The organism is Fictibacillus sp. UD (assembly GCF_043558025.1).
Taxonomy (GTDB): domain Bacteria; phylum Bacillota; class Bacilli; order Bacillales; family Fictibacillaceae; genus Fictibacillus.
In genome coordinates, this window is record NZ_JARUHH010000002.1 from 121,324 (window position 1) to 145,448 (window position 24,125).

The 24,125-nt window shown below is 39.7% G+C and carries 26 protein-coding genes and 1 pseudogene; 13 read left to right on the plus strand and 14 right to left on the minus strand.

The features are described 5' to 3' along the window. The first annotated feature begins 21 nt into the window (after window positions 1-21). Window positions 22-651, plus strand: a complete 630-nt coding sequence (locus P8610_RS04145; RefSeq protein ID WP_394603201.1) for a LysE family transporter — start codon at window positions 22-24, stop codon at window positions 649-651. A gap of 53 nt (window positions 652-704) precedes the next feature. Here P8610_RS04145 and P8610_RS04150 read toward each other — a convergent pair whose 3' ends face one another. Next, entirely contained in the window at window positions 705-1,433 is a 729-nt protein-coding gene (locus P8610_RS04150) for a TraR/DksA C4-type zinc finger protein (protein WP_394603202.1), read from the minus strand. Between the two features lie 333 nt (window positions 1,434-1,766). Between P8610_RS04150 and P8610_RS04155 the strand changes: the two genes are divergently transcribed. The 3 genes from P8610_RS04155 to P8610_RS04165 all read left to right on the plus strand — a co-directional run bounded on the left by P8610_RS04155 (window position 1,767) and on the right by P8610_RS04165 (window position 4,609). After that, a complete protein-coding gene (locus P8610_RS04155) occupies window positions 1,767-3,263 on the plus strand; it encodes an HD domain-containing phosphohydrolase (protein ID WP_394603203.1) in 1,497 nt (498 codons plus the stop codon). Window positions 3,264-3,278: 15 nt separating this feature from the next. Beyond that, window positions 3,279-3,839 carry a GNAT family N-acetyltransferase gene (locus P8610_RS04160; protein WP_289496132.1) on the plus strand — a complete coding sequence of 187 codons (561 nt, stop codon included), beginning with the start codon at window positions 3,279-3,281 and terminating at the stop codon, window positions 3,837-3,839. Window positions 3,840-4,246: 407 nt separating this feature from the next. Then, on the plus strand, window positions 4,247-4,609 hold the full coding sequence (locus P8610_RS04165) for a hypothetical protein (protein WP_289496134.1): 363 nt from the start codon (window positions 4,247-4,249) through the stop codon (window positions 4,607-4,609). A gap of 37 nt (window positions 4,610-4,646) precedes the next feature. On the opposite strand, the gene P8610_RS04170 is transcribed toward P8610_RS04165, so the two are convergent. Then, window positions 4,647-5,063, minus strand: coding sequence for a hypothetical protein (locus tag P8610_RS04170; RefSeq protein ID WP_394603204.1), 417 nt, complete (start codon window positions 5,061-5,063; stop codon window positions 4,647-4,649). A gap of 196 nt (window positions 5,064-5,259) precedes the next feature. Between P8610_RS04170 and P8610_RS04175 the strand changes: the two are divergent. The 3 genes and pseudogenes from P8610_RS04175 to P8610_RS04185 all read left to right on the plus strand — a co-directional run. Further along, window positions 5,260-5,803 (plus strand): annotated as a pseudogene (locus tag P8610_RS04175) (site-2 protease family protein); the annotation flags it as partial. Between the two features lie 900 nt (window positions 5,804-6,703). Next, the gene (locus tag P8610_RS04180; protein ID WP_394603205.1) at window positions 6,704-7,723 is read left to right on the plus strand and encodes an NlpC/P60 family protein; all 1,020 of its coding nucleotides are present in this window, start codon (window positions 6,704-6,706) and stop codon (window positions 7,721-7,723) included. A gap of 109 nt (window positions 7,724-7,832) precedes the next feature. Beyond that, window positions 7,833-8,075, plus strand: a complete 243-nt coding sequence (locus P8610_RS04185) for a hypothetical protein (RefSeq protein ID WP_394603206.1) — start codon at window positions 7,833-7,835, stop codon at window positions 8,073-8,075. Here P8610_RS04185 and P8610_RS04190 read toward each other — a convergent pair. Continuing rightward, a complete protein-coding gene (locus tag P8610_RS04190; RefSeq protein ID WP_394603207.1) occupies window positions 7,983-9,662 on the minus strand; it encodes a hypothetical protein in 1,680 nt (559 codons plus the stop codon). The genes P8610_RS04185 and P8610_RS04190 overlap by 93 nt on opposite strands. Before the next feature lie 357 nt (window positions 9,663-10,019). On the opposite strand from P8610_RS04190, the gene P8610_RS04195 reads away from it, so the two are divergent. Both P8610_RS04195 and P8610_RS04200 read left to right on the plus strand, forming a co-directional pair. Beyond that, entirely contained in the window at window positions 10,020-10,277 is a 258-nt protein-coding gene (locus tag P8610_RS04195; RefSeq protein WP_394603208.1) for a hypothetical protein, read from the plus strand. 5 nt (window positions 10,278-10,282) lie between these two features. Then, window positions 10,283-10,708, plus strand: a complete 426-nt coding sequence (locus tag P8610_RS04200; RefSeq protein ID WP_394603209.1) for a PH domain-containing protein — start codon at window positions 10,283-10,285, stop codon at window positions 10,706-10,708. Between the two features lie 42 nt (window positions 10,709-10,750). Here the strand turns inward: P8610_RS04200 and P8610_RS04205 are convergent, their stop codons facing one another. The 4 genes from P8610_RS04205 to P8610_RS04220 form a co-directional block, all read right to left on the minus strand. Further along, window positions 10,751-11,659, minus strand: a complete 909-nt coding sequence (locus P8610_RS04205; protein ID WP_394603210.1) for a YitT family protein — start codon at window positions 11,657-11,659, stop codon at window positions 10,751-10,753. A 27-nt stretch (window positions 11,660-11,686) separates the two neighbouring features. Further along, window positions 11,687-12,247, minus strand: coding sequence for a tyrosine-type recombinase/integrase (locus P8610_RS04210; RefSeq protein ID WP_394603211.1), 561 nt, complete (start codon window positions 12,245-12,247; stop codon window positions 11,687-11,689). A gap of 476 nt (window positions 12,248-12,723) precedes the next feature. After that, a complete protein-coding gene (locus P8610_RS04215) occupies window positions 12,724-13,485 on the minus strand; it encodes a Nif3-like dinuclear metal center hexameric protein (protein ID WP_394603212.1) in 762 nt (253 codons plus the stop codon). Between the two features lie 101 nt (window positions 13,486-13,586). Then, window positions 13,587-13,823, minus strand: coding sequence for a hypothetical protein (locus P8610_RS04220; RefSeq protein ID WP_289496144.1), 237 nt, complete (start codon window positions 13,821-13,823; stop codon window positions 13,587-13,589). A gap of 155 nt (window positions 13,824-13,978) precedes the next feature. Here P8610_RS04220 and P8610_RS04225 point away from each other — a divergent pair, with 155 nt between their 5' ends. After that, the gene (locus P8610_RS04225; protein WP_289496145.1) at window positions 13,979-14,128 is read left to right on the plus strand and encodes a hypothetical protein; all 150 of its coding nucleotides are present in this window, start codon (window positions 13,979-13,981) and stop codon (window positions 14,126-14,128) included. Window positions 14,129-14,141: 13 nt separating this feature from the next. Continuing rightward, window positions 14,142-14,495 (plus strand): DUF2512 family protein, encoded by a 354-nt coding sequence (locus P8610_RS04230; RefSeq protein ID WP_289496146.1) that lies wholly within the window; start codon window positions 14,142-14,144, stop codon window positions 14,493-14,495. Between the two features lie 46 nt (window positions 14,496-14,541). Here the strand turns inward: P8610_RS04230 and P8610_RS04235 are convergent, their stop codons facing one another. Further along, a complete protein-coding gene (locus P8610_RS04235) occupies window positions 14,542-15,090 on the minus strand; it encodes a class I SAM-dependent methyltransferase (protein WP_394603213.1) in 549 nt (182 codons plus the stop codon). A 306-nt stretch (window positions 15,091-15,396) separates the two neighbouring features. Between P8610_RS04235 and P8610_RS04240 the strand changes: the two genes are divergently transcribed. Then, window positions 15,397-16,803 carry an alanine/glycine:cation symporter family protein gene (locus P8610_RS04240; RefSeq protein WP_394603214.1) on the plus strand — a complete coding sequence of 469 codons (1,407 nt, stop codon included), beginning with the start codon at window positions 15,397-15,399 and terminating at the stop codon, window positions 16,801-16,803. Between the two features lie 503 nt (window positions 16,804-17,306). Here the strand turns inward: P8610_RS04240 and P8610_RS04245 are convergent. Next, window positions 17,307-17,471: a Fur-regulated basic protein FbpA gene (locus tag P8610_RS04245; RefSeq protein ID WP_231868358.1), complete on the minus strand. Its 165-nt coding sequence runs from the start codon at window positions 17,469-17,471 to the stop codon at window positions 17,307-17,309. Window positions 17,472-17,720: 249 nt separating this feature from the next. Between P8610_RS04245 and P8610_RS04250 the strand changes: the two genes are divergently transcribed. Then, complete coding sequence (locus P8610_RS04250; protein WP_394603215.1) at window positions 17,721-19,211, plus strand: potassium/proton antiporter; 1,491 nt, start codon at window positions 17,721-17,723, stop codon at window positions 19,209-19,211. 333 nt (window positions 19,212-19,544) lie between these two features. On the opposite strand, the gene P8610_RS04255 is transcribed toward P8610_RS04250, so the two are convergent. The 5 genes from P8610_RS04255 to P8610_RS04275 form a co-directional block, all read right to left on the minus strand. Further along, window positions 19,545-20,390 (minus strand): mechanosensitive ion channel family protein, encoded by an 846-nt coding sequence (locus P8610_RS04255; protein ID WP_394603216.1) that lies wholly within the window; start codon window positions 20,388-20,390, stop codon window positions 19,545-19,547. A gap of 81 nt (window positions 20,391-20,471) precedes the next feature. Continuing rightward, window positions 20,472-21,458, minus strand: a complete 987-nt coding sequence (gene bioB, locus P8610_RS04260) for a biotin synthase BioB (protein WP_394603217.1) — start codon at window positions 21,456-21,458, stop codon at window positions 20,472-20,474. Window positions 21,459-21,473: 15 nt separating this feature from the next. Continuing rightward, a complete protein-coding gene (locus P8610_RS04265; protein WP_289496153.1) occupies window positions 21,474-22,076 on the minus strand; it encodes a biotin transporter BioY in 603 nt (200 codons plus the stop codon). Window positions 22,077-22,395: 319 nt separating this feature from the next. Then, window positions 22,396-23,220, minus strand: coding sequence for a carbohydrate ABC transporter permease (locus P8610_RS04270; RefSeq protein ID WP_394603218.1), 825 nt, complete (start codon window positions 23,218-23,220; stop codon window positions 22,396-22,398). 12 nt (window positions 23,221-23,232) lie between these two features. Further along, on the minus strand, window positions 23,233-24,123 hold the full coding sequence (locus P8610_RS04275) for a carbohydrate ABC transporter permease (protein WP_289497657.1): 891 nt from the start codon (window positions 24,121-24,123) through the stop codon (window positions 23,233-23,235). Between the last annotated feature and the right edge of the window lie 2 nt (window positions 24,124-24,125).

A 24,125-nucleotide genomic window follows, 5' to 3' on the forward strand; every position in this document is an offset into this window, starting at 1 on the left:
CATCCGAATGGAGGGGGCCTTTTGAGTGATTTTATGTTGTCAATTATACATTTCATCGTACTTGGCATCAGTCTGGCAGTGCCTATCGGACCCATAAAACTCGAGATGATCAGACGGGGATTATATGGGGGCTTCTGGCCGTCATGGCTTGTTGGGCTAGGAGCAGTTAGTGCTGATTTTATATTCATGTTAGTAGTCTTTTTGGGCCTTTCTCCATTTCTGCAATATAAAGCGGTTCAGCTGACTATGCTTTCTATAGGCATTGTTATGCTTAGTTATCTCGGCACCACTACCATGAAAAACGCTTTTTCAGCAAAAGTCTTGCCTCATATCAATAACAATATTAGTAACAAAAATCCTTTTTGGACAGGGTTCATAATCGCTCTTATGAATCCTTATAATTTTATGTTTTGGTTTGGTGTGTATGGTGGCGCACTTCAAAGCATCCCTTCTTCATCAGGAAAATTGGTAAAGATAGGACTAAGTTTCTGTATATTAGCAGGCATCATCCTATGGAACCTAAACGTTGCTTTTACCGTGCACTTCTTCCGCTCCCTTGTCAATGAAAACACAATAAAATGGGTTACATGTGTTGCTGGCGCAGGTTTAATCGGGTTTTCAGGTTTCCTCATATATAAATTACTTTCTTAGACATAACAAAAGGCGCTAACATCCTAGAGTCAGCGCCTTTTAAAGAAATCGTCTTATTTATCGTATTTGTCTTTGTCTAACTGTCTTTCTTCTTCACGGTCCAACTCTTCTTCATATTCTTCGTGATTTCGGTTGTGGATGACACTTCTTTCATTTCCAGTAATGTCTGTAGCCACAAAGCTTTCATACTCTTCTACATAACCGTCATCATCATCTGAGTCTTCATACATTTCGTTGTAATCCCTTTTATCAGGATCTGTAAAATCTGATGGTGTTTCACTTGTTCCATACTTGGCAACAGCTTGCCATGTATCTTCTGCATCAAAGAAAGTAGCGTCTTTACCGTCATTGCTTCTTCTTTTATAATCAGGTCCAGAAACAGCTTCTTCTACAGGTCGATCATCTGATGAGTTTTGACCAGGACTGTGCTCTTTACAATAAAGTGTGGAAGGAACGGCTTCTAAACGTTCTTTAATAATGTCTTGTCCACAAGTTTTACAAACTCCGTAATCCCCTTCATCGATGCTCTTTAACGCCGCATCGATGTCTTCCAATTCTTTTTCATGCAGATCATTTAAAGCGATATCTTTTTCTTTTTCAAATAACTCAGTTCCTAAATCTCCTGGGTGGTTATCGTAATTAGACAGTTCACCAGTCGATTCTTTCGGAAATTCTGTATCGTTTCCAAAAGAGTCGTTTCTTTCTCGCATTTCTTTTATTTCATCTTTTCGTGATAATAAAATTTGTTTAAAATGGTCCATTTCTTGTGTAGTTAATGACATGTTTTAAGCTCCCTTCCTACATCCGTATACCATTTCATACCCGTTTTTCTTAATAATTATCCATCCCGTGTATTTTGCACCATTCCTACTCATGCTATACTGAGAAACAGACATAAACTCTCCCGTTTAAAACCCTCATTCATAAACCTCATAAAGTCTTTTTCTTTTCTAAAATGATATGGAATAACTTTTAAAAAGCCACCTCTTGATCCTTTCTACCTAGTTTTCAGCAAAAAATGTAAAAAAGTGTTGAAAAATTGCTTTTTTTCCAAGTTTTTGTAAGGTATGCTATTAGTATGTTTTTAAAAGTAATAGTAAGAAAGGCGGGTGAACATGAAAATTTGTGATCATTTTGAAAGACGTTTATTAAAGAACTACATAGTCGGATCAACCGCTGCCGTTCTAGGTGTTGGAGGCGTCTTTCTATTTACTACTCTCCGTTTTTCAACGTATGAATTTTTTATCTTATGCGGAATACTTGTTTCTTCAAGCATCGTTATGTTCTCGTTGGAATATGTATTTTTCCGAAGACACATTGCCGTTTTCCGAAATTATTTTTCTAAAAAACATCCGGGGTTGCAACTTGCTGAGAAAGCATATTTTCATGCTCATCATTTTCCTATAAGAACGGTTAAACGCATACTTGGACCGCACTTATTCGGATTATCTGTTCCTGCTATCTGCCTAACAGCTTTAGCCATTTATTTTGATTACTTATCGCTTCCCTACTATTACATATATCTCGCTTCACTCGGAGCCATTTTAATAGCAGGCATGCACGCTATTATTGAATTCTTTTTAACAACAAAAGCTGTTCAGCCTGTTTTGCGGAACATTCAAGAGCGAACACTGAAAGATCATGGAAAGATCCTTTCTTTAGCAACTTCCAGACACATATCTATTCAGCGCAAGATTCAATGGAGTACGCTGTTTATTGGAACATTCCCGCTTCTATTGTTTGCACTTGCCAATCAGGTTCGTTTGTATAATCAAACTGCTCCTATAAATGAATCGTATTGGACTTGGGCTTTCTTTGTTTTATTAATTGGTATTTCCTTTGCGATCTATGGGGCTTATCTCTTATTTAAAGATATTCAGCAGCCTATGAACGAACTTCAAGCTGGAATGTATGAAGTCCGAACAGGAAATTCAAATGCAAAAGTTGCCGACCTGTATTCGGATGAATTTTCAAGGCTTATCAAAGGATTCAACCATATGGCACAAGCGATTCAATCACGTGAATACGAAAATAAACAGCTATTAGAAAGCTTTTTTGCTACAATGGCAGCAACCCTCGACGCCCGCGATCCTTATACAGCAGGTCATAGCCTTCGTGTTGCTGATTATGCGATGAAAATCGGCCAGATGGCTGGACTGCCATTTCAGCAGTTAATACAGCTGCGAAAAGCAGCACTGCTTCACGATATCGGAAAGATTGGCATCCCAGACGTAGTATTGTTAAAAGAGGAAACATTAACACCAGAAGAATTCGAACACATTAAAAAACACCCTGTAATAGGCGCAGATATTCTTGCTCAAGTTCAGCCATATGAGGCGATGCAGCCATTATTACCAGGGGTGCGGTACCATCATGAACGCTATGATGGCAAAGGCTATCCTGAACAATTAAGCGGAGAAGACATTCCAATCTTCGGACGGATTATTGCGGTTGCAGATGCTTATGATGCAATGACTTCTGATAGACCTTACCGCAAAGGAATGACTCATGAAAAAGCGTTAGCCATTTTGGAAGATGGAAAAGGAACGCAATGGGATCCTTATTTAACACATCTCTTTGTAGAAGACATGAAGCTAAAATCTATTTCTTAGCCAGGAGGTTTTATCTTGAATTCATACGATCATTTCCCCCTCATTGAAACAGAAAGACTTCGGCTCAGACCTGTTCTTGAGTCTGATGCGAAGGAAATCTTTGAAACGTTCTCCGATGGGGATGCCCTTCAATACTATGGTATGGAACCATTAAAGACTGAAGATGAAGCACTTGAGCTGATTGCAGCATTTGAAAAGGGATTTACAACGGGCAGCGCGATTCGTTGGGGTATTGTAAGGAAAGAAGAAGACAAACTGATTGGCACATGCGGTTTTCATAATTGGAGCAAGTCTGACCGCCGAACAGAACTAGGATATGAACTGGGCCGCAAGTATTGGCACAATGGCTTTATGAATGAAGCGTTAAAGGCCATTCTGCATTACGGCTTTAATGGGATGGAATTTAACAGAATTGCAGCTGTTATCAGACCAGAAAATTCATCTTCCCGCGCACTTGTAAAAAAGCTCGGATTCCATGAAGAAGCGCTTTTAAAAGAGCACCAAAGAGCGGGCGATCAATTTTATGATATGTACATCTATTCATTGTTAAAGAAGAACGCTCAACTATCTAACTGAACATTTTAACGAGAACTGGATCCTTTAAGATTCAGTACTTGTTTGTATGTTGAAACATATTAAAATTTTCTGTTGTGCCACATTGCTATAGAACGCTTTAGGCAAACCATACTCCCCCCGGCAAGCGAGCATCCTTAAACGGAAAATTCCACTTTCGCATGCGTATATAGAGTGATTTTCTTTAGAAAGGCTCCCATGCTAGATGATAGGAGTGCAAGGTGCGAGACTCCTGGGGGATCAGCGGGACAGGTGAGACACCTAACAGCGCAGAGCGCTAGGTGGCTCACCGCACGCCCCCCGGAAAGCGAGCATCCTGAAACGGAGATCACCACTTTCACATACAAAGTAATCTTCATGTTTCAAAATACTTTTCTAGAGGAATGAAAAGGAAAAAGGAGGTATTTCACATGGAACAAAAAGAAACGTTCTTTGTAACAGCAAAAGGCGACATTCAGCCCCTGCCTACTGATGATCACGTTCACTATTTTGAAATACAAGCAACCTATGACGAAAAGCAGCAGCTGGAGCATTTGTTTACACAGATGCATGCAAACAATAAACAGGAAGGCTTGGATATCTTCTCACCAAAACGGCATTTTTCCGAGTCCCATGCTGAATACCATCGTGGAAAGGACAGCAAACTTGTATATGAATTATTCAGATACATCTACTTGTTAGGTACAGAAAAAACGAAGCGAGATGTTGAAGAGATGAATGTTTTACCTGAATTATATGAAGCAAGTCACTCAACAATTGAAAAAGTAAAATAGCACCGGATTTCTTCTCCGGTGCTTTTCCTATTTTAACTTATTCCCACTCTATCGATCCATCCACCTTCACCCAAAACCGTACAATACCTAAATCGTCTAACGCGTGCTTAATTTTTTCTGCTTTTTCACGGTATAACGGCGTATCTGGGTTTGCGAGCACCAATGTTTTGGCGGGATTTTTCTCGTGACTGCTCAGCAGGTTTATAAACTGAGAACAAAAATCATCTCTATTTTCACTTTTCGAAACTTCTTCTAACTCTGATAAGTTGCCTTGTGCTGCAATTAACAGTGTATGATATTCATTTGCTGCCGCTAAATCTACGCCTGGTATGTCCCCCATTCTTCCTGTTTCATATCCCTCACGTTTTAAATAAGCTTTTACTGCCGTTATCACTTCTGATTTATTCATAACAAATGCCTCTGCACTTATAAATGGATGGTTTTGCAAAGCCAAAATCATCACTCCTTTTCATCTATACAACTTTCGAATCCATTTAATACCGATAGAGGGGTACTAAATGTCGTTTACCCGTATTTTTTATACAAAAAACCGCTCTACAAGGAAAATTCTGCAAAAGAGAAACTTCTTTCCCCTTTAAACGTATTTCATTTAATATATAGATAAGAAACTTTACTTGGGGGATTCACACATGGCTCAAAAAGCAGAAAAACAAAATCAATCCCGAATATGGACCATTTTAGCGGGTGTTGGGTTGTTTTTAATGAGTAAATTAAAATGGGTGTTCGGTCTACTAAAGTTAGGCAAGTTCGCAACACTCATTTCTATGTTTATATCACTAGGTGCCTATGCGGCTTTTTATGGCTGGAAATTTGCAGTTGCCATCGTTTATTTAATTTTTGTTCATGAGATGGGCCATTTAGTCGCCGCTAAGCAAAAAGGGATAAAAACATCACCTGCGATATTTATACCGTTTATGGGTGCGGCAATCGGCATGAAAGAAATGCCTAAAAATGCTAAAGATGAAGCCTATATCGCTTATGCCGGACCATTATTCGGACTTCTATCGTTCTTGCCAGCGGTATTTCTTTATGAAACCACAGAACAGCCGTTCTGGGGACTTGTTATCTTTTTAGGGGCGTTAATCAATTTATTTAACTTATTCCCTGTTTCACCACTAGATGGAGGGCGAATTGTCGGTGTGTTATCAACGAAGATATGGTTTATTGGTCTTCTAATCGTTATACCGTATTTATTCATCTCACCTGATCCGATTATTTTCTTAATTTTCTTGTTCGGCATTTTGACATGGTGGAAACGGGTTCGTGAAGACTTCGAGCAAAGTAAGACAAAAGACATGCTCGTATTATTTGAAGCTGAACAAAGAAAGCTTGCGGACATTCAAAAAGAGATGGATGAATATCGTGAAATGCCTAACTTCGGGTATATTATCGGTACTTACCTGGAAGATGTACGCGTGGCAAAAGACAGATTAAAACGAAATATCCCATCCGGATATGCGTTCCCTGTTTTACAAGATAAGAAAAAGATTAAAAAGCACAGTACATTAGTAGAGATTGAAATGTTGAACAATCGTGAGCGTTTCTTACAAACGTTGCAAGAGGAATATGAAAGCAATCGCCGCCAGAGAGATCATGTGTTAGAAACATATCGTGAAGCAGACCCTGAAGGTGTTGCCAGCATTCCTGAACTTCCATTGTTCAGCCACACTGCTTATTTTGAAGCTTATGAAAAAAGCTTGCTAGAGGAAAAAGCAAAAACAGAAAAGCTCTTTGATCAAAGAAAAAATTATTATGTATCTACTACAAAAACGAAGATCGTCGTGCTGATCATGTATTTATTATTGGCTGGTGTGTTATCCGCATTTGTTGTCTACGGAAACCACCTTATGGATGCCAACAGATTTTTAATAAGCTAACACCTTAACACCTCGCACTTGAGGTGTTTTTCTTATGCCCTCCTTTTGACCTGTGCTCTGTTCTTTTTTAGTTCATTGGATAGAGAGCCGCCTTTTTCATGAGTGATATTTGGCTTATCTTTAAGACGTTTAACAGGAAACTGTAAAAAATGCACGAATTGTGAAGAAAAATAGAAAATAAGGAGCGACTAAAGAAATGGGAAATGTATTAAAAATCCTCTTTTCACTTGCGATGTTACTTGGAATGTTCACAAACACCGCTGCTGCTGAAGAAGGAACGAACGCTAATGTTGTTGGACAAGATTTGTATGTGGATGTTGCTGCTGCAACACTCTGGGTAGGGCCAAATGCTGCAAGACCTTTAGATGAGCCATCCCTATCAAACCCTGTAGATCTAAGAAGCTGGACGACGGGAATGTCTTATGAGGAAAAACTATGGTTAGTCGGTGAGCTGGAAACACAAGCACTTTACGGACAAAAAGTACGTGTATTAGAACAGCAAGACGATTGGGTAAAAGTAGCGGTCTATGGCCAGCCAACACCGCGAAACACACTTGGTTATCCAGGTTGGATGCCCCTTGCACAATTAACAGTTTCTGATCGATTCGAACATGCAGAAGGAAAACCTTTTGCCCTAATCACAAGTCCTACAGCTTGGCTTTCAAAAGCACCTTTCGGACATAAGAATGACCTTGAGATAAGCTATAATACGAGACTTCCTGTTTTAAAAGAACTTTCCAACACGATAGCTGTTTTAACACCTCAAGGAAAAGTTCGCTGGCTTGATGCGAAAGACGCAAAAGTGTATACAAGTGATAGTGATATTCCTGTTCCGACTGGTGAAGCACTTGTAGAAGAAGCGAAAAAGTTCCTCGGCCTTCCGTATCTTTGGGCGGGCGCAGCTGGATTTGGTTTTGATTGCTCCGGATTTACGCATACCGTTCATAAAGCGAACGGCATCACGATTCCGAGAGACTCAGGTCCACAGTCGAGAGATGGATTGATTGTGGATAAAGATAAGCTTCAGCCAGGGGATTTAATGTTCTTTGCGTATAACGAAGGAAAAGGCAGCGTTCACCATGTAGCGATGTATGCTGGAAACGGAATGATGATTCATTCGCCAAACACTGCCTCAACCGTACGTTTGGATCCTATTTCTACACCTGCTTATGCAGTTGAGTTCTCAGGCGCAAGACGTTACGTGCCACAGAAATAGTTAAAAGCAAAAAGCAGAGCACAAGAATTTGTGCCCTGCTTTTTTGCTCTCTTAAAGGCTTTCATACCTTATTTTTATTTTCTTCTGTGTCAGTTGATTGGAGTGCAAGGTGCGAGACTCCTGCGGGACAGGCGGGCAGGTGAGACACTTAAGAGTGAAACGTATAAATGTGGCTCACCGCCTGCCCCGCGGAAAGCGAGCGCCTGGAACGGAAATCAACCACTTCCAATTACAACAATGTATACGAAAACAGCATTGTTTACTGCAATCCTTCAATTGTCATTTCTGTTACTTGAAGGAATGCTTCACCTGTATTTTGGTAGGTTACGCTCACTTTATCCTCTTCTTTTAAATAGATTGCAAGTGGATTGCTTTCAGACGAAACGATATAGCTATGGCGATTATCCAATAGAAACGATACTGTTGTGTAATCTCCTAACTTTTCTTTATACACTCGAAGTACTGTGCCGGTAACTTTCTTTTCTTCAGCTTCAGAAGTTCCATCCACTGAACCGCCACCTCTTTGCAATGCAGTTTTGTACTGTTTTAAAGCAGCATTAGGTGTATTTCCGTAGACTGATATTTCAGGATTTGCAGCTGATACAATAAAATAGTTTTGTAGAAATCCGTTTGAATCCAGCACTGGAGTTAACCAGCTTGCTTCACCATAAAAGTTGTAGAGAATCGGCATTTCACCGTTCCATTTCTTTTCAATAAACTTTTTCTCAATGATTTCTAGCGCACCTTCTGAATCCATGTATGATTCTTCAAGATTACCAGTGTAATATGTCGCTTTCCCGCTTCTTGCATTGGTCAATGAGTAACCAAGCATAGAATCTACTCCCTCTTTCGGGCTTGTAAAATCAGTAAAGTAATACATATCACCATTTTCATCAAAAATTGGACTTACGTTCGCTTCTGTTCCTTCATCAGAAGGCAGTTTCACATCTTTTTTGCCAAAAATACTGTTTAGAAACCCGTGTACGTAATTACCAAAGTAACTGTTCTTCAGACTTACGGTTTCAGGTGATACGGCTCCATCAATAAATGCAGGAATGTCTTTTAAACGATAGTCTTGAGTCTTTCCGTTTTGCGGGTCTGTTACAACGATTCCTTCAACTTTAAACCCGTTACGAGCAGAAATAAATTCTCCGTATGAACGAATGTAAAAAGGTTTTCCTTCATCATCGATCTCAAGCTGTGGATCTCCATAGAAAATGTATTTCGGGAAGCTTGAGCGCATGTGACGTTCAATGTTTTTATTGAAGTACGAAGAAGGTGTATAGGCCATTTCTGATTTTATGAACTTCGGATTTGCTGTTGAATCGGTGGCACTTAAAGTGAAATAGCCAGGCGTCACATCACCGTTCCACCATTTAAAAAGTCCTGAGAACTCAACTGGTGCAATATACACATATTCCCCGTTTACTTTCTGAATTTGAAGGTTACCTAGTTCATAGAAGCTTGTGTTTGGTACTTGGCCAAACGACTTCCTCATTTTGTTTCGTGCAAACTTAGGCGGTACGCTTGCAGGCGTCTCTTTTTCATCAAAAGATTCAATCTCTGTCTTTTGTGCCATTGTTGACGACTGATATTTTTCTTCAGCATTAAACAAACCAGCTGATAAAAAATAAATACCAATCATTAAACTTAATACAAAGAGCCCCGCTTTAATCAACTGCTCTTTACCCTTGGCAATGAAAGCACCCAGCGCAGTGATGATAATTGCCAAAATCCAAATCGAAGAAAAATTTCGGTCTAGATTCGTAATATAATAGAAAACAAATACAGCGGGAACTGTACAGATGATGATCCCAATCATCGCCGCAGACATATTGTTTTTCTTTTCTTTTTTAGATGGCTTCGCGGTATTTGAAATCGGAAGGATCACCAGTGCAGCCGCAAGTCCCACTATGATGGAAAACAACAAGATGTTCATAATCTATCCCCTTTTTTATCGTTTACTTCCCTACCCTATTAAGCAATACGATTGAATATGTAAAAAGTTCCTAGGCTTTTTTGTTGAGCATGAGTCTCGCTTGCGATCTGGAAATGCCGAAAACCTTTTGAAAATTTGCTAACGTGAATGTATTGAAAATAACGTGAAATTATTCAAATTATCGTGAATATAAATGATAAGCGGCTATGAGTATCCACCTAACTCACACATTTTCTTCTTTTGTATTTCTCCAACACACATACAGTGCGATGATAGAATTTCTCCATCAATTCAGTCTCCACATTCTTCTCTTTGTTATATAATGGAATAAAGTTACCACAAAGGGACGTGAAATGATTGATTCAAAGATGGACCGGCTACACATTGCTCGTTATTGTACTCTTTCCTTTTTTACTTCCTGCACTTGTTCGCAGCTACCTCCCCGAACAAACTCATTTCGTGATCCTCTTTAGCTTAAACATCCTTACACTATCAATCGTGATCTATCTTTTTAAATATGCTTATAAAAGAAAAAATGCTGCAATCGTAACGATGTGCCTATTTTTACTTCTTCAACTATTCGTAGTGACGATTAATCTAATAATAGGGAGTTAATTCACATGAAATATCCATCGAAAAAAGATGTATGGCTCGGCATAATTCTTTGGGGTTCAATCGGTTATGGGGTATACATTAGCACTATGGCACTATTTGCGGAGAATGCAAGTGTAAGTGGAATGATCATTACGGTGGTTATCAATCTGCTATTAATTCTTTTCATCGGCTGGGTTTGGTTTACGACTTATTACATACTGGCTGAAAAGGAGTTAGTCATTCGTTGCGGGCCAATCAACAAAAGAATCCCTTACCATGAAATATCCTCTGCTCATAAGACGTGCAATCCGTTATCAAGTCCAGCGTTATCCTTAAAGCGAATCAACATTACGTATCAGTTCGGCATGGCTCTTATCTCACCCAAAAATAGAGATCAGTTTTTAAGAGAGCTTAGTGAGCGTTGTCCGAATGCAAATATAAAATATGACTAATTCAAAATAAAACTCCCCTGATGATCAGGGGAGTTTATCCATTTAATGAATGCCTCTCTTTTTGAACCTTCCGCCTTTAACTTCCGCAATATCAGCAATTGCCAGAAATGCACTTGAATCAAATTCATCTACAATATCTTTGAGTTTTGCTTCTTCTAACCGCGTGATTACACAGAACACAACGCCTTTTTCGTCACCCGTATAAGCGCCTTCTCCTTTTAAATAAGTAACACCTCGACCGAGTCTATGAAGGATTGCATCTCCTATATCTTTATGGTTTTCACTGATAATCCAGGCTGATTTGGATTCTTCAAGTCCTGTAATGGTAAGGTCGATTGTTTTGTACGCAATAAAATAGGCGATTAAAGAGTACATCGCTCTGTCCCATGTAAATACAAAACCTGCCGCTCCAAGAATAAAAATGTTAAAGAACATAATAATTTCACCAACAGAGAACGGGAGCTTGCTGTTTGAAAGAATCGCCAAAATCTCTGTACCATCAAGAGACCCACCGCTTCTAATCACCATACCGATTCCGACACCGATAAAGATTCCGCCAAATACGGTAGCTAAAAGTAGATCATCTGTAAACGGTGGTACGGGATGTAATAATGTGGTTGCGATAGAAAGAATAATAATTCCGTATAACGTGGAAAAGGCAAATGTCTTTCCGATCTGCTTATACCCAATAAAAATAAATGGTAAGTTTAATGCGAATAGAAAGATCCCCAGTTTAAAGCCTGTTATGTGGGATAGCATGATCGAAATCCCTGCAATTCCCCCATCAATAACACGGTTCGGTACTAGGAAAATCTCCAGTCCAACAGCCATTAGAATGGCTCCGAATGTAATAAGGATAGCGCGGGCAGCGAGCTTTCCTTTTGTAAGTTTACGATGCTGCTTTTTTAATTGCTCAGCGATTTGAGTGTCCGTCAATGCTTCTTCTGTCATAAAATGTCCTCCCATAATACTGCTTCCTTATAGTCTTACATCAATCTCTGTTCTAATGGGGTCATCTTTAGAAATCCCAAGATATTTTAGTGTTTCAGAAGGACTTGAGTGGTTGAAGTGTCTTTGTAAAAGAGATATGGCAACTCCACGTTTGTATGCATGAAATCCAAAAGTTTTGCGCATGGAATTTGTACCGATCTTTCCGGTTATACCAACAGTCTCAGCAGCTTGATGAATGACTCGATAAGCCTGCTGACGCGTGATCGGCAGCTTTGTTTTTTTGGATAAAAACAAGTAATCCGTACTCTGAAGATTCGTGCAGTGTATATATTGAAACAAAACCTTCTTTACAGAATCATTCAAAAAAACTTCCTTAAATCCTTCTTTTGCGGGCAGTGAATAATAATCGTTCACCACTACACGATCAGATATAAGATCGCCTACTTTTATAGAAAGCAATTCTGTCACTTTCAACCCTGTGTTAATACCTAATACAAAAAGAACGTAATCACGTTCAGAGTTTTTCTTTAGGTATCGCTTAATCGCGTTAATCTCTTTAATATCTCTTAAAGCTTCAACATATTCCATCTGAAAGTCCACCTTATATGATGTTACTTAATACTATTGTATCAGACGATTATGTAACATTAAAAAGAATATGCTCGTAAATAGACCTTTATTAATATGTACACATTTTCAAAAATAAAAAAACCTCCCATTGGAAGGAGGAATCACGAAAATATTATTTAAAGGATTGTTTGAGTAATCTTTGTTGTCTTGAAAGTGGTTGATTTCCGTTACAGGATGCTCGCTTTCCGCGGGGCAGGCGGTGAGCCACATTCTTACGTTTCACGTATAAGTGTCTCACCTGCCCGCTAAGAAGAAGTATTCTTGCTCCTGCGTCTACAAGTAAATGCTAGAACAGTGAGCTTCCTCGTCGCATGCCTTGCGAGAAGCTTCTCAGGTGGTAGGCACGCACCTTTCACTTCAATCAACTGTCAAAGAAGACAACAACAGAAATAAAAACAGCAACATTCTTTTAGAAAACCGCTTTTAGAAAGCATTTAAAAAGATTCAATATGATCTTCTTTTATCATGATTAAATCTACTTCTGGATATGCTTCTTGTACCTTCTTAGCCAGGTTTTCCACACCAAATATTTCAGTATATGTATGACTTCCTACGTATAAATGAATGCCTGCAAATTTTGCATATTGAACAGAGTAAAGTGTTCGTTCCCCTGTAATAAACGCGTCACAGCCTTGTTCATTAGCGTATCGAATCAGCGCGGAGTTGTTGCCCGCTCCAGTCAGAATTGCTACTTTTTTTACAGGATGGTCGTGATTTTCCCATGCTTTAACAGGTTCATCCAGAATAACTTCAAGTCGCTTATGAAGTTCAGTAAATGAAAGACCTGAGTGAAAGATACCGATACCCGGGTATTCTATATCATTCTTAAATGTTGAAAGATTTGTAATCTCATCAATTTTAAGCTTTTCAAATAATGCCGTACTCGTACCAAACTCTACAAAATCAAGGGGTGAGTGGGTGAAATAGTGTGAGATCTGATGTTGCTTTAATTTCGCCACGCACACTTCTCTCATACCAAACACAAAATCCCAGGCATCATGATGCGTAATTAATAGATCCGCACTACTTTTAGCAGCTTTTTCAACGGTTTCAGGCGTTAGATTGGTCGCATATGCAACCTTCTCAATTTCTTTTTCTGCTATATATGTAAAACCATATTCCCCATCATCTTCAAATTCCTTTTGCCATTCCCCAAATAGTTCCGGCATCAGTTTCTCAAAATCACTCGTCTTCATACTGTTTCTCCTATCTCTGTATTTCAACCATTATTACACATTTTTCCATAACTGACCATAAGAAAAGGTCCGGTGTTTATCACCAGACCATCAATAAAAATCTATTTCACTTCATTCTGCAATGAATTTTCAAGGTGCTTCATTAAGTCATAATAATCATCGGGTCTTTGAAACTGATCAACCGACCAATGCTCTTTAATCCACTGAGCTACTTCACTCGCACTGTTGAACACTTCACCTGTTGTGTCGCTATCCCTGACTGTAAAGACCATGTTGTCATAATCGACAGTAACGTCACATGGAAACTTTCCGTCTTTCTTATACAGCGAATATTCCACCTCGCCCGCCTCCTTAAAATACTTTCTTACAGAAGTAATACCCTCTTCTCTTCCTTTTTATGACACTTCGAGCGAGAACTTTTTATAAAAGGTATAAAACGCTTGTCCTACGTTCATTCTGATAAATGAATGAATTTCTTAAGGAGTGATTTTGGATGAGTAAAGATAAACAACGTGAAAAGAAAACTGCATCTGCTCTAGAGAACAAGGTGCGCGGAGAATCAGTGGATAAACATCAAACACTTGAAAACGCTAATCTCTACTTAAACGAAGGCGAAATCAGCCAGCAGAACAATAATCTATAAGGAGTGAGTAAATATGCAAAGTTTGATGATCAAAATATTAGGTATACCTTTAGCTCTTATTCTAGCTAATTTTCTTTTTAAAAGCGTTGATTTTCAATTCGTTCAGCCCTTTATTTGGATTACAGCCATATTGGCACCTATAGGTGTGTTGCTGGAATATATCATGGTCCCGCGAATTTCTTATAATAAACAACTAGCCGTTGATTTTGCATCAACTTTTGTTCTTGTATACCTCTTAGGTCTAATCTTGCCTGGAGTTAGTATTTCTTTATGGGGCGCATTGCTGGTTGCTATTATAATCACTCTAATGGAAGCGATGGTTCATAAACATTTAATCTCGGACCACCTTGACCATTCTTACCGCTAAAAAACGTGATTATCTCGAATCTCGAGATAATCACGTTTTTCTTATCTTATTTTTCGCAAATATACACAAAAGCTGGCGGGAAATTTTTTGGCACAAATGAAATGTCTACCGTTTTAAAATAGTGCTGAAAAGTCTTTTTCATTTGAGTCGTATACTGAAATGCTATTAACACTCCCCCAGGTCTGAGAGATCGATACACTTCATCAACAATCTCAAGGCGCATATTGCTAGTAAAATTAGCGAAAGGCAGACCTGAGAAAACAGCGTCAAGTGTTCCTTCGCTCTTATTGATACTTCTTAGAATGTCACGAGCGTCTTCGTATACGGAGATTTCAGGAAGATGGCTGTGGAGCTTTCTTCTCATCTCTTCGTCTTTTTCGAATACGTGAAGTTTTGTTCCAGGTTGCATAGATCGAATGATTTCCTTAGTGATCACTCCTGTACCAGCACCGAGTTCAGCCGCTTCATTTATATTTTCCCAGCTTAAAGAGTCAGTCATTTTTTTTGCTAAGGCAACAGAGCTTGGAAAAAGGCTTCCGATCTGCATGGGAGACTGTATAAATTTTTGTATAAAAAGGGACGTTCCGCCTTCCATTCTCAACACCTACTTTAATTCCGATTATTTCAATCGACTTTATCTATAATATTCAAAAAATGAATTGTGGTGAGTTGGTTTTTGGCGAACAGACCGCCTATTTATGGTAAAAATTTCGTTTATATGGCACTTCAAATGGGAATATTCATAATTGGAATTAAAAGTAATATATGAGACCTTGGAGTTTACCACCTGCACAGTACATTTTTTTGGTAAAAAATTTTAATTGAAAACCATGTAAGGTTTTGTTACATTTAAAAACGGTGTACAGCTGAGATAGACATTAGATTAAATGAGGTGTATGAAATGGATTGGATTAGCAATCTTATAGGAAATGTGAATAATTACTTATGGTCGTATATTCTGATTGTTATGCTAATAGGATTAGGACTTTATTTTACGGTTCGAACAAAATTCGTTCAATTCCGTATGTTTGGCGAAATGATACGCCTGTTGGGAGAAGGTGCAAAAGCGGATAAAAAGGGTGTTTCTTCGTTCCAGGCTTTTTGTATCAGTACTGCTTCTCGTGTTGGGACAGGAAACTTAGCAGGTGTGGCTCTAGCTATCACTGCAGGAGGGCCTGGAGCTGTGTTCTGGATGTGGCTGATTGCTTTAATTGGTTCTGCATCAGCGTTTGTAGAAAGTACGCTAGCTCAAATCTACAAAGTGCGAGATGGAGTTGCCTTCCGAGGCGGTCCTGCGTACTACATGGAAAAAGCATTAAACGCACGCTGGATGGGTGTTATTTTCGCAGTCTTAATCTCTATTACGTTCGGGCTTGCATTTAACTCTGTTCAATCCAATACGATTGCCAGTGCATTTGGACAGTCTTTTGATATTAAGCCTTTATACGTGAGTCTTTTCTTAGCGATTGTAACAGCAATCATTATTTTCGGCGGCATCAAGCGAATCGCTAAAGTTTCTGAAGTTATCGTACCGATCATGGCTGGACTTTATATTTTAATCGCATTGTTTGTTGTGATCACAAATATTACTGAACTGCCAGCTGTAATCAGCATGATTTTCAAAAGTGCATTTGGAGTAGAAGAAGTAGCAGGTGGTGCTTTAGGTGCTGCTATGATGAACGGAATTAAACGCGGACTCTTCTCGAATGAAGCCGGTATGGGTAGTGCGCCGAACGCTGCAGCAACAGCAGATGTCAGCCACCCTGTTAAACAAGGACTGATTCAATCACTTGGTGTTTTTGTTGATACACTTTTGATCTGTTCTTCTACAGCTTTTATCATCCTATTATCAGGTATGTATGATTCTAAAGAAGCGGACGGAATCATTCTAACTCAAGAAGCCTTAAACACGGTGTTAGGTTCATGGGCTGGTCCGTTTCTTGCGATTATCGTATTGCTGTTTGCCTTTAGTTCTGTAGTTGGGAACTATTATTATGGTGAGTCCAACATTGAGTTTATCAGCACGAATAAGGTATGGTTACAACTTTATCGCGTAGCAGTTGTGTTAATGGTTGGTTATGGTGCCATCGCCTCTCTGGACTTCGTTTGGAGTTTAGCCGATTTGTTTATGGGTCTGATGGCCATCATTAACTTAATTGCCATTTCACTACTCGGAAAAATTGCTTTTGACGCACTTGGTGATTACCTGAAGCAAAAGAAAGAAGGAAAAGATCCTATCTTCCGCCCGTCCAGCATCGGACTAACTAATACGGAAGTATGGGGAGAAAATACAGGCGAAAACAAATAAGCATGAAAAAGAAGACTCAACTCTGGAGTCTTCTTTTTTTGAAACTTTTTTTAATATTTGCCGTATAGGTTTACTAGGGATACATTTAACGCACAAGCTTTCCTGTTTCCATAGTCGCTTTTTTTAGTGCTGTTTGTGTAATTATGGTACTTGTTCTTTTATTTGTTACACGTTTGCGCAGCACCCTTTCATTTACGCTCAGTCGAATGAAGTTTACGCGCAGATGAGCTTTAGTTCCACGCATAAACGAATGATTCGCGCGCACATCCTGCCAATTTCCACGCACCACTAAACAATAAAGGCAGTTTTCGGGATCAAAAAGGCTTCTACACATGTCAGTAGGGATATACCTGTTTTAAATTCCATAGATTTTAAGTTTTAGTCCGAAATTTCAGCACAAAATGATGTGAACATCCGAATAACTTCGATTTTCATCTCTTTATAAAATACTAAACAAAAAAACCGGCTTTTTCAGCCAGTTTGTGTTGGATTACATACATAAATTAAGTTGCTTCTTCTTGTGCAGGCGGAGAAAGTAAATCCTTGAATTGTTGTTCAAGATCCTGCAAAGAAAGCTCGTATAGATGACGTCCATCTGCTGTCTTATATATGTTATGTAGCAATAGATCAGCTATTAAATTTTCTCTTTTTTGATGGTCCGCTGACACGTTCAATCCCTCCTGTAAATCTCTTCAACATTCTACTTACCCGTAAATGATGGAGAAAAAACTTTTCAATAATAGTTTATGTTCTAAAGTGTGTAAGGTGATGTAAATAACTAACTTTTATCTCACGTCAACATTACCCGCTTTTGGTTAAAATGTCAATTGTTTCAAGACATAATTTGTCGTCGATACTGTAGTGGAAATTGACAGTAAAAGATGACCGGATTCATTACAAAGTAAAGGAGAGCTGATATGTTCGAAGGTGGTCTTAACGTAGATTATTTCATTTTATTACTCGCGATCCTTCTGATTTTAGGTGTCATTACCACGAAGTTCTCTTCTCGGTTTGGCCTGCCTGCGCTTGTTTTATTCATTGGTATCGGAATGCTTGTCGGAAGTGATGGTCTTAATTTTATTTATTTTGATGATCCGCACCTTACCCAGCTGGTCGGTGTTATTGCACTTATTATTATTTTGTTTGAAGGTGGTTTACAGACGAAATGGAGCAATGTTAAACCCATTTTGTACCCTTCCCTTTCTCTTGCCACGTTCGGTGTATTTCTGACTACAGCTGTTGTAGCGGTAGCAGTTAAATTTCTGCTGAATGTGAACTGGCTAGAAGCGTTTCTTTTCGGATCTATCGTAGGTTCAACTGACGCAGCAGCCGTATTCTCTGTTTTAACCGGAAAGAATGTTAAAGAAAAACTCGCTACAACTCTTGAAGCTGAATCTGGCTCCAATGACCCGATGGCCGTATTTTTAACGATTACGTTCATTGAATTACTGACAAAAGATACAACTTCAGTCGCAGGTCTTATCTTCTCTTTCTTTTGGCAGATGGGGATGGGAATTGTTTTTGGTTATCTTTTCGGCAAACTGGCTGTATATGCAATCAATCGGATCCAGCTTGAGTCAAGCGGACTTTACCCGGTATTCGCCTTATCTTTTGCCATCCTTGCATACGGTGTGACAATGCTTGCAGGTGCAAGTGGATTGCTGGCAGTCTATGTAGCTGCAGTTCTAATGGGAAACAACCATTTAACTTATCGGAACTCTATCGTACGATTTAACGAGGGCTTCGCGTGGATGATGCAGATTCTGATGTTTGCCATCCTAGGTCTTCTTGTTTTCCCTAGTGAATTGTTCCATGTCGGCATTATGGTAAAAGGCTTGATCATATCCATCGTTCTAATTGTTATCGCGCGACCGATCGGTGTGTTTTTAAGTATGTATTTCTCTTCTTTTACAACAAAAGAAAAGCTCTTTATCTCTTGGTCAGGACTGCGTGGAGCGGTTCCGATCGTACTTGCAACGTTCCCTTTAATCGCCGGTGTTGAGAACAGTCAATTATTGTTTAATCTTGTGTTTTTCGTGGTTCTTACTTCTGCCCTGATCCAAGGCTCTACCATCCCATGGGTAGCTCAAAAGTTAAAATTAACAGAAAAAGAAAAACCAACTTCACCGCATGTCTTGGAGCTTGTTTCTATAGGTAAAGCCAATGCGGAGATCGTGGAATTCTTCGTTCCAGAAAACGCAAAGATTATTGGACAGACGCTTGAAGAGATTACATTTCCAAAAGAATCTATTATTAGTGCGATGATTAGAGGGGATGAACTTATTACACCAACTGGTAAAACAATGATCCATGCTCACGATATCCTGTATATCATGGCAAACAAAAACAAGGTGAAGAAGCTAACTGATTATTTATCAGAGCAAAACATTGAAAAAAGCTCGATGTGATAGTTATGTGCTTGAAAGAGTTGATTTCCGTTTCAGGTGCTCGCTTTCCGCGGGGCAAGCGGTGAGCCACATTCGAACGTTTCACTCTTAAGTGTCTCACCTGCCCGCCTGTCCCGCAGGACAAGGAAGGCTACGGCAGCGAAACATCGCACGAAGAAAATTTGAAGTTTAATTTTCGAGGAGTCTCACACCTTACACTCCAATCAACAGTCAATGAAGAAGATGAAGAAATGACAGGGATGCAAAACGATTGATTGTAGTTCAGAAGATACCTTAACTTATTACTTAATCTACATAAAAAGCCGGGGACAACAATCCCCGGCTCTTTCTTCATTATGCACCTTTTTCGACTTGTACTTGGTGCGGATATGGAATCTCTATACCGTTTGCATCGAGCGCTTCTTTTAGCGCTTTTCGTAGTTCACGCTCAACCGCCCACTGTTCGCCGTTAATTGTCTTTGAAATAATGCGGATCACAACCTCTGATGAACCGAGCGTTTGAACACCAAGAACATTTGGTCCTTCCATAATGCTTGGGTTCTTTTCTTTTACTTTGTCACAAGCGTCTTGTAGTATGACAATCGCTTTATCAATGTTTTCTTCGTAAGCAATGCCAATATCTACGAGTGCACGCATGTTGCCCCTAGTATGGTTGGCAATCGTACTGATCTCTCGGTTTGGCATGTAATTCAGTGTACCGTCAAACGCACGGATGTGAGTCGTTCTTAAACCTACTTCCTCTACAATTCCGTCCACGCCGCCAATGGTTACATAATCTCCAACTTCCATCTGTTTTTCAAGAAGAATAAAGAATCCTGTTACGACATCACTCACTAGTCCTTGTGCTCCAAAGCCAATCGCTAGGCCAACTACCCCCGCACCTGCGATCAATGTTCCAATCTCTAAACCGAACTGCTTAAACAGGATACCTGCAAAGACAAAGATCAGAACGTAAGAGAATAGGTTTACGACAAGCTTTTGAAGCGTGATAATACGGCCTGTAGACATTTTCCGGTGTGCTGCAGCTTTATCAAACATGCGGTTGATTACACGTCTGCCGATGGATCGAATAACTAAGAACATGACGATAATCAATAAGAACTTCGCAGCCCACAATCCTACTGATAGCATCAGCTCAGCCCAATTTATTTTTTCTAACCATTTTCCCCATTTATCCAAAAAAAACCACTCCCACTATGTACAATAGAATAGTATCTATTGTACAAAGCTTGGAGCGTGTTTTCAATCTTTAACGAAAAATTATGGTGCGATAACAGGTGCGCGGTCGATTTTAAAGCCCATATCTTCCAGCATCTTATGGTCTTGTGTTGATTCTTGACCAGCAGTCGTAAGATAATCTCCTACAAAAATAGAGTTTGCGGCATAAAGGCCAAGCGGCTGCAGACTTCTCAAGTTCACTTCACGTCCTCCTGAAATACGAATCTCTTTAGAAGGATTAATATAACGGAATAATGCCAGAACCTTAAGGCAGTAGCGAGGATCCAGCTCGTCTGTACCCTCGAGAGGCGTTCCATCGATCGCGTGCAAAAAGTTCACCGGAATCGAATCCGCGTCTAGCACCTTAAGACTTCTTGCCATATCAATGACATCTTGCTTAGTCTCTTTCATGCCGACAATTACACCTGAACATGGAGAGATACCGCTTTCTTTTACAACGTTAACGGTGTTCACTCGATCGTCGTATGTATGTGATGTCGTAATATTTTCGTGATTTCGGGCAGAAGTGTTTAAATTATGATTGTAGCGATCAACACCTGCTTCTTTTAAACGAGCTGCCTGCTCTGGCTTCAAGATGCCGAGGCATGCACAAACTTTTAAACCATATGTATCTTTGATTTCTTTGACAGCCTCTACTACTTTATCGACATCGCGGTTTGTTGGTCCGCGCCCGCTTGCTACGATACAATAGGTCCCTACGTTTAGGTTGTAAGCTGTTTCAGCTCCTTTAACCATCTCGTCTTTATCCATCATTTTATACGTCTCGATAGGAGCGGTTGAAACGATAGATTGCGAGCAATATCCACAGTTTTCTGGACATGCACCTGATTTTGTATTGATAATCATATTGAGCTTTACTAGATTTCCGTAATAATGTTTTCGAATTTGATAGGCGCCGTGGAGCAACAAGAGCAAATCTTCATCTGGACATTCTAAAATTGAAAGAGCCTCTTCGTTTGAGAGCTCCTCCCCATTCAATACTTTTTCAGCAAGTACATTCCAAATCATCGCGTGTCCTCCTTATTATGAAGCGTGTTTTGTGTGATGTGACATCGACTTCTTACGCGCAATGTTAATACGTGGAGCAAGCAGGCCAGCACAAACTCCAAGAATGATATCCTTTGGCAGCGGAACCATCATCCACGCCCAAGCCATAGAGTATGTGAAACCCTCTGGTGCATCTGCCCACATTTTATACGCCATGAACATTAAGTTTGTCCCCACTACATAGTTAATGGCAGTTCCTACAAGAGTTGCGACTACATAAGACACCTTGCCGCCATTCTTTTCAATGATTAATCCAGTTACATAGGCTACTAGAATAAAAGATAATAAAAATCCGAATGTCGGGCTTACTATTGTCGCAAACCCACCTTTAAATTGAGCGAATACTGGTGCTCCGACCAAACCAACCACTACGTAGACACTCATCGCGATCGCACCTAGTCTGCTTCCTAAAAGTGCACCAGCAAGGATACAGAAGAAAGTTTGCAAAGTTATCGGTACTCCTCCAACGACCATGAATGGAAAGATGGTCGTGATGTTTGCACCAATTGCCATTAAGGCAACAAACATTCCAATCAGTGTAATGTCAATCGTCTTTAACCCATTTCTTCGTGATGTCATTGTTATGAACCTCCATATGTATGAACTGTACTCGTTTTTAGAATAACGGACGTTCGCAAATGAGTCAACTTAATATATTTTTTGGTTAACATAAAATTTTGATCAAAAATTAAGGCATCTATGGATGTATAAACTGTCGATTTTTAGCGAAAATCGTTTAAATACATTTATACGCGGAATTATTTCGATTTACCGTGGATAAAATGCTGATTACCGCGGATATAAATTGGATTACCGTGGAATAATTCATTTCAGGCGCAAAAAAACTGGCTTTAGGAGTGTGTAACCCCCTCTCAAAAGCCAGTTTTTCACAATATATTTACTTATCTCCTGTGAACTTGATTCCTTTTACAAAATAACGATTAAAGAAAGCGTAAAGGACGAGAATCGGGAGTGTAAAGACCATGGATGCTGCCATGATGTAATTCCAAAACGAGATGAATTGTCCTTTGAACGAGTTCAAACCAAGCGGAAGCGTGAACATGTCTTGATCTGACAAGATGATTAACGGTCTCATGAAATCGTTCCAGAACGCCATGAACACAAAGATGGTTTGAGCAGCAAGCGCAGGTTTTGCAAGCGGCAATACGATGCGGAAAAAAGTTCCGAAACGGCCTAGTCCATCGATGGCAGCGGCTTCTTCCACTTCTTTCGGGAAATTAATAAAGAACTGTCTCATCATAAAGATGAATGTCGCGTTAACCGCACCTGGAATGATCATTCCTTGATAAGAGTTCAACCATCCGAGCTCTTTTAAAATTAAGAAGTTCGGAATGAGCGTTACTTGAAAAGGAATCATCAATACTGCCAAAATCATTAAGAATATACTCTTTTTTCCCGGAAAGCTAAGCCTTGCGAGCGCGTACCCCGCCATGGAGTTAAAAAGTAAATTCAGCAGTGTTCCAATCGTTGCAATGAACAAACTATTAAACAGCCATCTTCCGAATAAAGGTTCTCTCGTAAAGATTTGTTTATAGTTATCAAGCGTAAAGTCTTTCGGTATAAAATTGATCGATCCGCTTACGATTTCACCTAGTGTTTTAAAAGAAGAGGACAGAGCCCATAAAAACGGAATAACGGTGATGATCGCGTATACAATCAATATGGCATATAAAGCTTTTCTTCCAGCCGATCGTTTTTTCATGGTATCCCCTCCTTAATAAAGTGATTCTTCTTTTGAAAATTTGCGCTGTAAAAGTGTAGCGACAAGGATAATAATCGCTAGCATGAATGCGATCGCTGTTGCATAGCCCATCGTACCAAGTGTCTTGAACGCATACTGATAGATTAAGAGAACAACCGTCAGGGTCGAGTTGTTTGGGCCACCCGATCCGCCTGAGAATATATACGATTGGTCGAATAGCTGGAATGTTCCTATCAGTCCCATGATGACAACGAATGATGTTACGGGCCGTAAGTTTGGTACCGTTATATGCAGAAACTTTTGAATCGGACCAGCCCCATCCAGTTCTGCTGCTTCGTAATGACTGTCTGGAATGTCTTGAAGAGCTGCCAGATAAATAACCATAAAAAACGGCGCAGTTGCCCAGATGTTCATAATCATGATGGCAATCAGAGCGACATCAGGGTCACCGATCCAGTTATACGTCGGCAAGTTCAAGAACTTTAACACATAGTTGATCAAACCGTTCTGATTGTACATCCACATAAAGATCAGCGTAAGTACAGCGGATGATGTTAGTGTCGGCAAAAAGTAAACGATACGGAAAAACTTTTGACCCTTTAGCCCAGCGTTCAGGGATGATGCCAGAACTAGCGCCAGGAACGTCTGTGTCGGCACAACGATAGCCACATAAATAGCTGTATTCTTCAGTGCAATAATTGCCCTGTCATCGAATGTTACTTTCATAAAGTTATCTAATCCTCGAAATTCATAGCTCGCCCCGCCGATCAGCTCCACTTTATGAAACGAAAGGAAGACCGCATAAAGGATTGGGGCTATGACGAAGACACCTAACACGAGTAGTGCAGGAAGCAGGAATAGATAGCCTTGCCCCGCTTCTCTTCTCTCTTTTTTGGAAAACATCT

Coding starts and splice junctions, on each gene's coding strand:
- P8610_RS04210 (WP_394603211.1), bottom strand. CDS start 12,247: ATGGAATATGTTGAAGCTTTAAGAGATATTAAAGAGATTAACGCGATT.
- P8610_RS04275 (WP_289497657.1), bottom strand. CDS start 24,123: ATGTTTTCCAAAAAAGAGAGAAGAGAAGCGGGGCAAGGCTATCTATTC.
- P8610_RS04230 (WP_289496146.1), top strand. CDS start 14,142: ATGCAAAGTTTGATGATCAAAATATTAGGTATACCTTTAGCTCTTATT.
- P8610_RS04265 (WP_289496153.1), bottom strand. CDS start 22,076: ATGACATCACGAAGAAATGGGTTAAAGACGATTGACATTACACTGATT.
- P8610_RS04225 (WP_289496145.1), top strand. CDS start 13,979: ATGAGTAAAGATAAACAACGTGAAAAGAAAACTGCATCTGCTCTAGAG.
- P8610_RS04155 (WP_394603203.1), top strand. CDS start 1,767: ATGAAAATTTGTGATCATTTTGAAAGACGTTTATTAAAGAACTACATA.
- P8610_RS04200 (WP_394603209.1), top strand. CDS start 10,283: ATGAAATATCCATCGAAAAAAGATGTATGGCTCGGCATAATTCTTTGG.
- P8610_RS04190 (WP_394603207.1), bottom strand. CDS start 9,662: ATGAACATCTTGTTGTTTTCCATCATAGTGGGACTTGCGGCTGCACTG.
- P8610_RS04165 (WP_289496134.1), top strand. CDS start 4,247: ATGGAACAAAAAGAAACGTTCTTTGTAACAGCAAAAGGCGACATTCAG.
- P8610_RS04250 (WP_394603215.1), top strand. CDS start 17,721: ATGTTCGAAGGTGGTCTTAACGTAGATTATTTCATTTTATTACTCGCG.
- P8610_RS04235 (WP_394603213.1), bottom strand. CDS start 15,090: ATGGAAGGCGGAACGTCCCTTTTTATACAAAAATTTATACAGTCTCCC.
- P8610_RS04205 (WP_394603210.1), bottom strand. CDS start 11,659: ATGACAGAAGAAGCATTGACGGACACTCAAATCGCTGAGCAATTAAAA.
- P8610_RS04270 (WP_394603218.1), bottom strand. CDS start 23,220: ATGAAAAAACGATCGGCTGGAAGAAAAGCTTTATATGCCATATTGATT.
- bioB (WP_394603217.1), bottom strand. CDS start 21,458: ATGATTTGGAATGTACTTGCTGAAAAAGTATTGAATGGGGAGGAGCTC.
- P8610_RS04240 (WP_394603214.1), top strand. CDS start 15,397: ATGGATTGGATTAGCAATCTTATAGGAAATGTGAATAATTACTTATGG.
- P8610_RS04150 (WP_394603202.1), bottom strand. CDS start 1,433: ATGTCATTAACTACACAAGAAATGGACCATTTTAAACAAATTTTATTA.
- P8610_RS04215 (WP_394603212.1), bottom strand. CDS start 13,485: ATGAAGACGAGTGATTTTGAGAAACTGATGCCGGAACTATTTGGGGAA.
- P8610_RS04180 (WP_394603205.1), top strand. CDS start 6,704: ATGGGAAATGTATTAAAAATCCTCTTTTCACTTGCGATGTTACTTGGA.